Here is an 8,251-nt window from a genome sequence, read left to right as displayed (position 1 = left end):
AAATACCCCCCTTTTTCTATCATGATATAAAAAACTATACACAGCTTTATGCACAGGACAAAGTTAATGAAGGAACACGACTTATCCCCAGAACATAAAAACTGTGGATAACGTTATCCACAGGGGCTGATTTCTGTGTATAAAGTTATCCACAGGTTGTGTATAACTTGAAGAATCAATTTGTCTTACGTTCTTGTTATGCACAATTAGTGTATCAAATGAAATGAGGTCTGGCAATGCTTAGAACGATTTATCCACAAGTAAATCCACATATACACAGGCAGTTACCCACAGGCTGTGGACAGTGTGGATAAACTGTGGATAAGGTGTGTATAACTTTTCGAAAGAGGAAGCGTTCAGAAATAGTTATGCACAAAATGAAAAAAGTGGCGTTAAAAATTCTAAAAACAAACCTTGACGTTGATTTTAAAAAATACTATTGTAGACAAAGTGATGAGTTATCCACGGAAAGTGTGGATAGTGTGGATAAGTCTGTGGATAGTTTGAAAAAGGGATTGTTTGATTCGTTTTCCATTCCATCCGATCGACAAATCGTATCGTATGATATGAAACCGACTGGGGAATCCTATTTTCACGAATCCCGTCATTTTTTGCTGAAAATGCTTGTGATAATTCTTCTGAACTTTCATTGACAAGGTCACTTTTGCTTTATATAATGTACAAGACTGCCTTAAAGTAGAAAACGATGATTTTTATAGAGTAATTTTTAAAGGAGGTGCAGACTAATGAAACCAACTTTCAACCCAAACAACCGTAAGCGCAAAAAAGTTCACGGATTCCGTGCGCGCATGGCAACGAAGAGTGGCCGCCGGATCTTGGCTGCTCGCCGTCTTAAAGGCCGCAAAGCCTTGACTGTATAATCGAGCGATGATGAGATCACTTCTGGCGCTGCCTGAAGTGATCTTTTTTTTGTAGTTTTAAGGGATGTTCGTGCTTTTGTCACAAGACCCCTCTCGCAGAGCGGGTTTGTTCTATGATATGATGAAAGACGACGAATTTTCGTGATGACAGGATGGAGTGTGATCAAGGTGAAGAAGGAATACCGCGTCAAGAAAGACAAGGAGTTCCAAGCGGTGTTTACTCGGGGAGCCTCTGTCGCAAATCGGCAATTTGTCGTATATGCACTAAAGAAAGAGCAGCAAACTCACTTTCGGATTGGTTTATCGGTGAGTAAGAAAATCGGGAATGCCGTTGTCCGTAACCAGGTTAAACGGTATGTACGTGAAGCATGCCAGCTTCATGAAGCCTCGCTGGCCCCGAATTATGATTTTGTGATCATCGCACGCAATCCGGCTGCGAAGATGACTGCTCAAGAAGTTGCTGACAGTTTACGCCATGTCTTTAAACGATCCGGTGTATGGAAGCGACAGGTAAAATAAACGTGTAGTATATCCTGTTGATTTGTAGCGGCCACTCGCCTGCTTCTATATATAGATAGAACTTCGAGGACCGACCACGTGTAAACATTACTAGGAGGAATTATGAACAAGAGAACTAAGATTTGGCTGACTCTCGGATTGATGTCCGTACTCGCGGTCGTTCTATCCGGTTGTACACCTGGGACATACGGAACAGGTGAACCGATTACTGGTGACACAGAAGGCTTCTGGAAACATTACTTTGTTTGGCCGATGGCTTGGCTTATTCGTGAAATTTCGCATTTCTTTAATGGGGATTACGGAATCGGAATCATCGTCACGACGTTACTTGTTCGTCTCGTCATCTTGCCGTTGATGATCAAACAAACGAAAAGTATGGGTGGTATGCAAGTTATCCAGCCAGAAATGATGAAGCTTCGTGAGAAGTACAGTTCGAAAGATCAGGAAACACAGCAGAAACTGCAACAGGAAATGATGAAGCTGTACCAAGAGCACAATGTCAATCCGCTTGCCGGCTGTTTACCGATCTTGATTCAAATGCCGATTTTGATTGCTTTCTATAACGCAATCATCTATACACCGGCAATTTTCCAACACACGTTCCTCTGGTTCGATCTTGGAAAACCGGATCCGTATTTCATCTTACCGATTTTGTCTGCTATCTTTACGTACTTGCAGCAAAAACTCTCAATGGCTGGACAAGATGACAATCCACAGATGAAAATCATGTTGTACGTCTTCCCGATCATGATCTTCGTCATGGGTGTAACGTTACCATCTGCCTTGTCGCTGTACTGGGTCGTCGGTTACATCTTCTCGATCATCGTCACGATTGCAATCATGAAGCCAATGCGTGAGAAAATCAAAGCGCAGACGGAAGCAACGATTGCTTCAAAACGCGAACAAGAAGCGGCGAACGCTGCTCCTGCTCCGAAAAAACCGAAAAAGAAACGTTAACAATAAGTGAGAGCGATACTCCGTTTTACAGAGTGTCGCTCTTTTTCTTTTGCGCTATTTCGTGTATAGTTGTCACGTTATACCCATTTAAATAGTCCTGAACATTAAATATAGAAAAGATTGCAGAAAACGAGGTGTGAACAACTGATGATGGAATTTGATACGATAGCCGCCATTTCGACGCCAATGGGTGAAGGCGCGATTGCGATTGTCCGTTTGTCCGGTCCTAAAGCAGTCGAAACAGCCGATCGCGTCTACCGCGGTGCCAACCGGTTGAAGGAAGTCCCGACACATACGATTCATTATGGAAAACTGGTTGAACAGATGACAGAACAGGTCGTCGATGAAGTCATGGTCAGTGTCATGCGGGCACCGAAAACCTTTACGCGGGAAGATGTCGTCGAACTGAATTGTCACGGCGGAATCGTTGCCGTCAATCGGGTGCTCGAACTGATCCTCGAACAACCGGACGTTCGTCTCGCAGAACCGGGTGAATTCACGAAACGGGCTTTCCTGAACGGTCGGATTGACTTGTCCCAAGCAGAAGCTGTCATGGACTTGATCCGGGCGAAAACGGACCGGGCGATGACGGTCGCGGTTGGTCAAATCGAAGGACGCTTGTCAAAACTGGTCCAGGATTTACGGGAACAATTGTTGCAGACGATTGCTTCGATTGAAGTCAACATCGACTATCCGGAATATGATGCCGAAGAAATGACGCAGCAAATCGTCCAAAAAGACGCGGGTGAAGTTCGCCGTATTCTAACGGAACTGTTGTCGACGGCGCGACAGGGAAAAATCCTGCGCGAAGGCTTGTCGACCGCGATCATCGGACGTCCGAATGTCGGGAAATCGTCTTTGCTCAACACATTGGTGCAAGAAGCAAAAGCCATTGTCACGGATATTGCCGGGACGACACGGGATACGATTGAAGAATACGTCAATGTCCGCGGTGTCCCGCTGAAATTAATTGATACGGCCGGTATCCGGGAAACAGAAGATATCGTCGAGCGGATGGGTGTCGAAAAATCGCGGCAAGCATTAAACTCAGCCGACTTGATTTTACTCGTCTTAAACGGAAATGATGCATTGACGGAAGAGGACGTCTTATTATTCGAAGCAATTCGGGGGATGAACGCCATCATCATCGTCAATAAAAGTGATTTGACACAAGCGATCGATTTGACGCGTGTCAATGAACTGGCAGAGGGCCGTCCCGTCGTCACGACATCACTGCTCGAAGAAGCAGGTGTTACCGATCTTGAGGCAGCCATTGCCTCGCTCTTCTTTGAACAAGGGGTCGAGGGTCAGGACATGACGTACGTCTCGAATGCCCGTCACATTCAACTCATTAAACAGGCGAGTCAGATGATTGAAGATGCACTCGGTGCGGCAGAAGCGTCGATGCCGATTGACATGGTCCAGATCGACTTACGCCGGGCGTGGGATACACTCGGTGAAATTAATGGAGATACAGCGCAAGACAGTTTACTCGATAAATTGTTCTCGCAATTTTGTTTAGGGAAATAAACGTTGTCAGGTTGTTGATTTTTAAAAGGAGGAACCACAGTTATGGCTTATCAAGCAGGCGAATTCGATGTCGTCGTCATCGGAGCCGGTCATGCAGGGATTGAAGCATCTCTTGCAGCCGCTCGTATGGGTTCAAAAACCGTCATGTTGACGATGAACCCCGACATGGTCGGATTCATGTATTGTAATCCGTCAATCGGCGGTCCGGCAAAAGGAATCGTCGTCCGGGAAATCGATGCCCTCGGCGGAGAAATGGCACGGGCGATCGACGCGACGTACATTCAAATGAAAATGCTTAACACCTCAAAAGGTCCTGCTGTTCGTGCACTTCGGGCACAGGCAGATAAATTCGAGTATCAAAACCGGATGAAAAAAGCGCTCGAAGACGAACCGAATCTGTTATTACGCCAAGCACTCGTCGAGCGGTTAATCATCGAAGACGATACGTGTGTCGGCGTCGTGACGAATACAGGAGCCGAGTACCGGGCAAAAGCGGTCATCATTACGACCGGCACATTCATGCGCGGGAAAATCATCATCGGTGAACTGTCTTATGAGAGTGGTCCGAACAACCAGATGCCGTCGGTCAACTTGTCGAAACATCTAGAAGAACTCGGCTTCGAGCTCGCCCGTTTCAAAACGGGTACACCACCCCGAATCGACGGGAAAACGATCGATTATTCGAAAACGGAAATCCAACCTGGAGATGAAGTGGCGTTGCCGTTCAGTCATGAAACGACACAAATGATCACGGAACAGATTCCATGCTGGTTGACGTATACAACGGAATATACCCATCAGTTGATCGATGCGAATCTTCACCGTTCCCCGATGTTTTCCGGGATGATCAAAGGAACGGGTCCGCGTTACTGCCCGTCGATTGAAGATAAAGTCGTCCGGTTCAGTGATAAACCGCGTCACCAGATCTTCCTTGAGCCGGAAGGGCGTGACACGGAAGAAGTTTACGTCCAAGGACTTTCAACGAGTCTGCCGGAAGACGTTCAACATGATATTTTACGGTCGATTCCGGGTCTTGAAAAATCAGAAATGATGCGTCCCGGTTATGCGATCGAATATGATGCGGTCGTTCCGACACAACTTTGGCCGACGCTTGAAACAAAACGGATTGCCGGACTATTCACGGCCGGACAAATCAACGGGACAAGCGGCTACGAAGAAGCAGCCGGACAAGGCATCATGGCCGGCATCAACGCGGCACTGAAAGTTCAGGAAAGAGATCCGCTCATTCTGTCGCGTTCACAAGGATACATCGGTGTCATGATCGATGATCTCGTCACAAAAGGAACGAACGAACCGTACCGTCTCTTGACGTCACGTGCCGAATACCGGTTATTGTTGCGTCATGACAATGCGGATTTACGTTTATCCGATATCGGACATGAGCTCGGACTGATCAACGAAACAAGACACGCGAAACTGGCCGAGAAAAAAGAAGAAATCAAGCGGGAAATGAAACGACTCGAAAAAGTCGTCATCAAAGCAACGAGTGAGGTCAATGAACGGTTGACGGAAATCGGTGTTTCTCCGTTAAAAGAGGCATTACATGCCATCACGTTACTGAAACGTCCGGAAATCACGTATGCGATGATTGCAGAAATGACACCGGCGCCGGTCGCTCTTTCTCCGGAAGCAGCGGAACAGGTCGAAATCCAGGTCAAATATGCGGGATACATCGACAAACAGCTCGATCAAGTCGAACGGATGATGCGGATGGAGAAAAAACGGATTCCGGAACGTCTCGATTACGATGTCATCAGTGGTCTTGCGATTGAAGCAAAACAAAAACTAAACCAAGTGCGTCCGCTCTCGATCGGACAGGCATCACGGATTTCAGGTGTCAATCCATCTGATATTTCGATTTTGCTTGTCTATATCGAACAAGGCCAATACGCATTGACTGCGGAGTGAAGAGAATGAATCAACAGCAATTCGTAACCGCATTAGCGGAGCAAGGACTCGAAGTCTCAGATCATCAATTGCAACAGTTCCGTAAATACTATGAACTGCTTGTCGAATGGAATGAGAAAATGAATTTGACGGCCATCACGGATGAAGAAGGTGTTTATTTGAAACACTTTTATGATTCGATCACAGCCGCATTCTACTTTGACTTCACGGAAGTCGAAACCGTCTGTGACGTCGGTGCCGGTGCCGGTTTCCCGAGTCTGCCGATTAAAATCATGTTCCCGCATCTAAAAGTCACAATCATTGACTCACTCAATAAACGAATCGGGTTCTTGAACATGCTCGCGACGGAACTTGAACTCGAAGGAGTCGCCTTCCATCATGGTCGGGCGGAAGAATTCGGGAAAAATAAACAGTTCCGGGAACATTTTGATGTCGTGACAGCGCGTGCCGTTGCCCGGATGTCGGTTCTTGCGGAATACTGTTTACCACTTGCGAAAGTCGGCGGGCAATTCGTTGCCTTAAAAGCTGCGAAACTGGGTGAAGAACTGGAAGAGGGCGCGACAGCCTTGAAGGTGTTAGGTGGAAATTTGCGGGAAAGTTTCCAATTCCAATTGCCAGGAGAAGAAAGTGAGCGTAATATCGTAATTGTCGATAAAAAACGATTAACACCCGGGAAATATCCGCGTAAAGCAGGTACACCGGCAAAAGATCCACTGGGTTAAACACCGTTTCACGTGAAACGATGACTGATGAAGGCGAGGTACACCAACGTGAAGAATGCAATTGCCAAACTGCTCGGTAAGGGAGGACAAACCGTTTCCCTAGAGCTGGATCCACAAGATACCGTCCGTGAGCTCAAGTTAACGGAATTGGTCGCCAACCAGTTCCAACCGCGGACCGTCTTTGACGGGGAACGGATTACCGAACTAGCGACTACGATTGAAGAACATGGTTTACTGCAACCGATTGTCGTCCGAAAACAAGGCGAAGGATATGAAATCATCGCCGGCGAACGTCGTTTTCGGGCTGTTCAATCGCTCGGATGGGAGACGATTCCCGCTATCATTAAACAGATGACAGACGAGACGACGGCTGCCCTCGCACTCATCGAAAATCTACAACGTGAAGAATTGACACCAATCGAAGAAGCCGAAGCATACGCGCGGTTGCTTGCCATGCAAGAAATCACACAGGAAGTGTTGGCGCGCAGACTCGGACGGAGCCAGTCGACGATTGCGAATAAGCTTCGTTTGCTTCGGTTACCGGAAACGGTTCGTGAAGCTCTGAAACAACGGAAAATCACGGAACGTCATGCGCGGGCCCTCCTGCCGTTAAAAGCAGCTGACTTACAGCTTCAGGTTTTGATTGAAATCATTGAACGGGAATGGAACGTCAAAGAGACGGAACAACGTGTTGAACGGTTGTTGACACCAAAAGTTCCTAAAAAACGTCATAAAAGTTTTGCCCGGGATACACGAATTGCATTGAACACGATTCGTGATTCCGTCGATATGATTGAACGGACCGGTTTGACGGTCGAAAAAGAAGAAGTGGATTGTGAAGAATATGTCGAGGTGCGGATCCGCATCGTGAAGGCACGTCCGTAAACTAGCGGTCGTGCCTTCCGCTACGTTTAGGAGAGATTAGCATGAATGAAATACCGATTGGAGCAATCCGGCCGAATCCGGGGCAACCGCGGAAACAGTTCCACGAGAAAGCGTTGGCAGAACTCGCCAACTCCTTGACACGCCATGGAATGATTCAACCGATCGTCGTTCGTCCACGTGAGGGGTTTTACGAAATCATCGCCGGCGAACGACGTTATCAAGCTGCAAAACAAGCCGGATTTAATCGTGTTCCGGTCTTGATTATTGAAGCGAATGAAACCCGTGTCATGGAACTGGCATTGATCGAAAATATCCAACGTGCCGATTTGAGTGCGATTGAAGAAGCGATGGCGTACGCCGAGATGCTCGAAGAGTTTAACATCACACAGGCAGAGCTTGCGAACCGGGTCGGAAAAAGCCGTTCCCACATCACGAACAGTCTCCGTTTACTGCAGTTACCGGTCGAGGTCCAGCAAGCCGTCATGGAAGAACGGTTATCGATGGGACATGCACGGGCTTTATTATCCTTAAAGCATCCACTGAAGATCGAACGGATGGCGGAACGTGTCATGCGTGAAAATTGGAATGTCCGGCGCCTCGAACAGGAGTTGCGTGAAAAAAAACAGGTGCGTCCGGTAACTAAGCAGTCAACCGAACTGGATTTCATCGAAGAAACGTTACGGGAACGGATTGGGGCGACTGTCCGCATTAAGATGACGAAACAAGCTGGAAAACTCGAAATTGATTTTACGGACGAGGACGATTTAAACCGAATTCTCGAACTGCTTTTATCTGAAGAAGATTAACAGCAAAGGATCCATTCCAGTA

8 protein-coding genes are annotated in these 8,251 nt (G+C 47.1%); all 8 read left to right on the top strand.

Going from position 1 to position 8,251, the window contains the following annotated elements; genetic code table 11:
* Window positions 1-746 precede the first annotated feature (746 nt).
* The 8 genes from rpmH (at window position 747) to ACP26N_RS16025 (ending at window position 8,229) form a co-directional block, all read left to right on the top strand.
* Window positions 747-881 carry a 50S ribosomal protein L34 gene (gene rpmH, locus ACP26N_RS16060; protein WP_012371910.1) on the top strand — a complete coding sequence of 45 codons (135 nt, stop codon included), beginning with the start codon at window positions 747-749 and terminating at the stop codon, window positions 879-881.
* A 168-nt stretch (window positions 882-1,049) separates the two neighbouring features.
* Window positions 1,050-1,400, top strand: coding sequence for a ribonuclease P protein component (rnpA, locus tag ACP26N_RS16055; RefSeq protein ID WP_012371909.1), 351 nt, complete (start codon window positions 1,050-1,052; stop codon window positions 1,398-1,400).
* A gap of 102 nt (window positions 1,401-1,502) precedes the next feature.
* Entirely contained in the window at window positions 1,503-2,357 is an 855-nt protein-coding gene (yidC, locus tag ACP26N_RS16050) for a membrane protein insertase YidC (RefSeq protein ID WP_114596777.1), read from the top strand.
* 147 nt (window positions 2,358-2,504) lie between these two features.
* A complete protein-coding gene (mnmE, locus tag ACP26N_RS16045) occupies window positions 2,505-3,887 on the top strand; it encodes a tRNA uridine-5-carboxymethylaminomethyl(34) synthesis GTPase MnmE (RefSeq protein ID WP_426354378.1) in 1,383 nt (460 codons plus the stop codon).
* A gap of 42 nt (window positions 3,888-3,929) precedes the next feature.
* Complete coding sequence (gene mnmG / locus ACP26N_RS16040; protein ID WP_426354376.1) at window positions 3,930-5,816, top strand: tRNA uridine-5-carboxymethylaminomethyl(34) synthesis enzyme MnmG; 1,887 nt, start codon at window positions 3,930-3,932, stop codon at window positions 5,814-5,816.
* A 5-nt stretch (window positions 5,817-5,821) separates the two neighbouring features.
* Window positions 5,822-6,538 (top strand): 16S rRNA (guanine(527)-N(7))-methyltransferase RsmG, encoded by a 717-nt coding sequence (gene rsmG / locus ACP26N_RS16035; RefSeq protein ID WP_131503625.1) that lies wholly within the window; start codon window positions 5,822-5,824, stop codon window positions 6,536-6,538.
* Between the two features lie 48 nt (window positions 6,539-6,586).
* Window positions 6,587-7,423, top strand: coding sequence for a nucleoid occlusion protein (noc, locus tag ACP26N_RS16030; protein ID WP_131973583.1), 837 nt, complete (start codon window positions 6,587-6,589; stop codon window positions 7,421-7,423).
* A gap of 41 nt (window positions 7,424-7,464) precedes the next feature.
* Window positions 7,465-8,229, top strand: coding sequence for a ParB/RepB/Spo0J family partition protein (locus tag ACP26N_RS16025; RefSeq protein WP_131503623.1), 765 nt, complete (start codon window positions 7,465-7,467; stop codon window positions 8,227-8,229).
* The last annotated feature ends 22 nt before the right edge of the window (window positions 8,230-8,251 follow it).

The organism is Exiguobacterium sp. R-39, assembly GCF_049942815.1.
Lineage (GTDB): Bacteria > Bacillota > Bacilli > Exiguobacteriales > Exiguobacteriaceae > Exiguobacterium_A.
Note: the sequence above shows the minus strand (reverse complement) of the source record. Positions and strands in the feature narration are given on the sequence as shown.

Bases quoted from the DNA above. Each gene is read 5' to 3' on its own strand.
- rpmH (WP_012371910.1), top strand. From the start codon at position 747: ATGAAACCAACTTTCAACCCAAACAACCGTAAGCGCAAAAAAGTTCAC.
- yidC (WP_114596777.1), top strand. From the start codon at position 1,503: ATGAACAAGAGAACTAAGATTTGGCTGACTCTCGGATTGATGTCCGTA.
- mnmE (WP_426354378.1), top strand. From the start codon at position 2,505: ATGATGGAATTTGATACGATAGCCGCCATTTCGACGCCAATGGGTGAA.
- mnmG (WP_426354376.1), top strand. From the start codon at position 3,930: ATGGCTTATCAAGCAGGCGAATTCGATGTCGTCGTCATCGGAGCCGGT.
- rsmG (WP_131503625.1), top strand. From the start codon at position 5,822: ATGAATCAACAGCAATTCGTAACCGCATTAGCGGAGCAAGGACTCGAA.
- ACP26N_RS16025 (WP_131503623.1), top strand. From the start codon at position 7,465: ATGAATGAAATACCGATTGGAGCAATCCGGCCGAATCCGGGGCAACCG.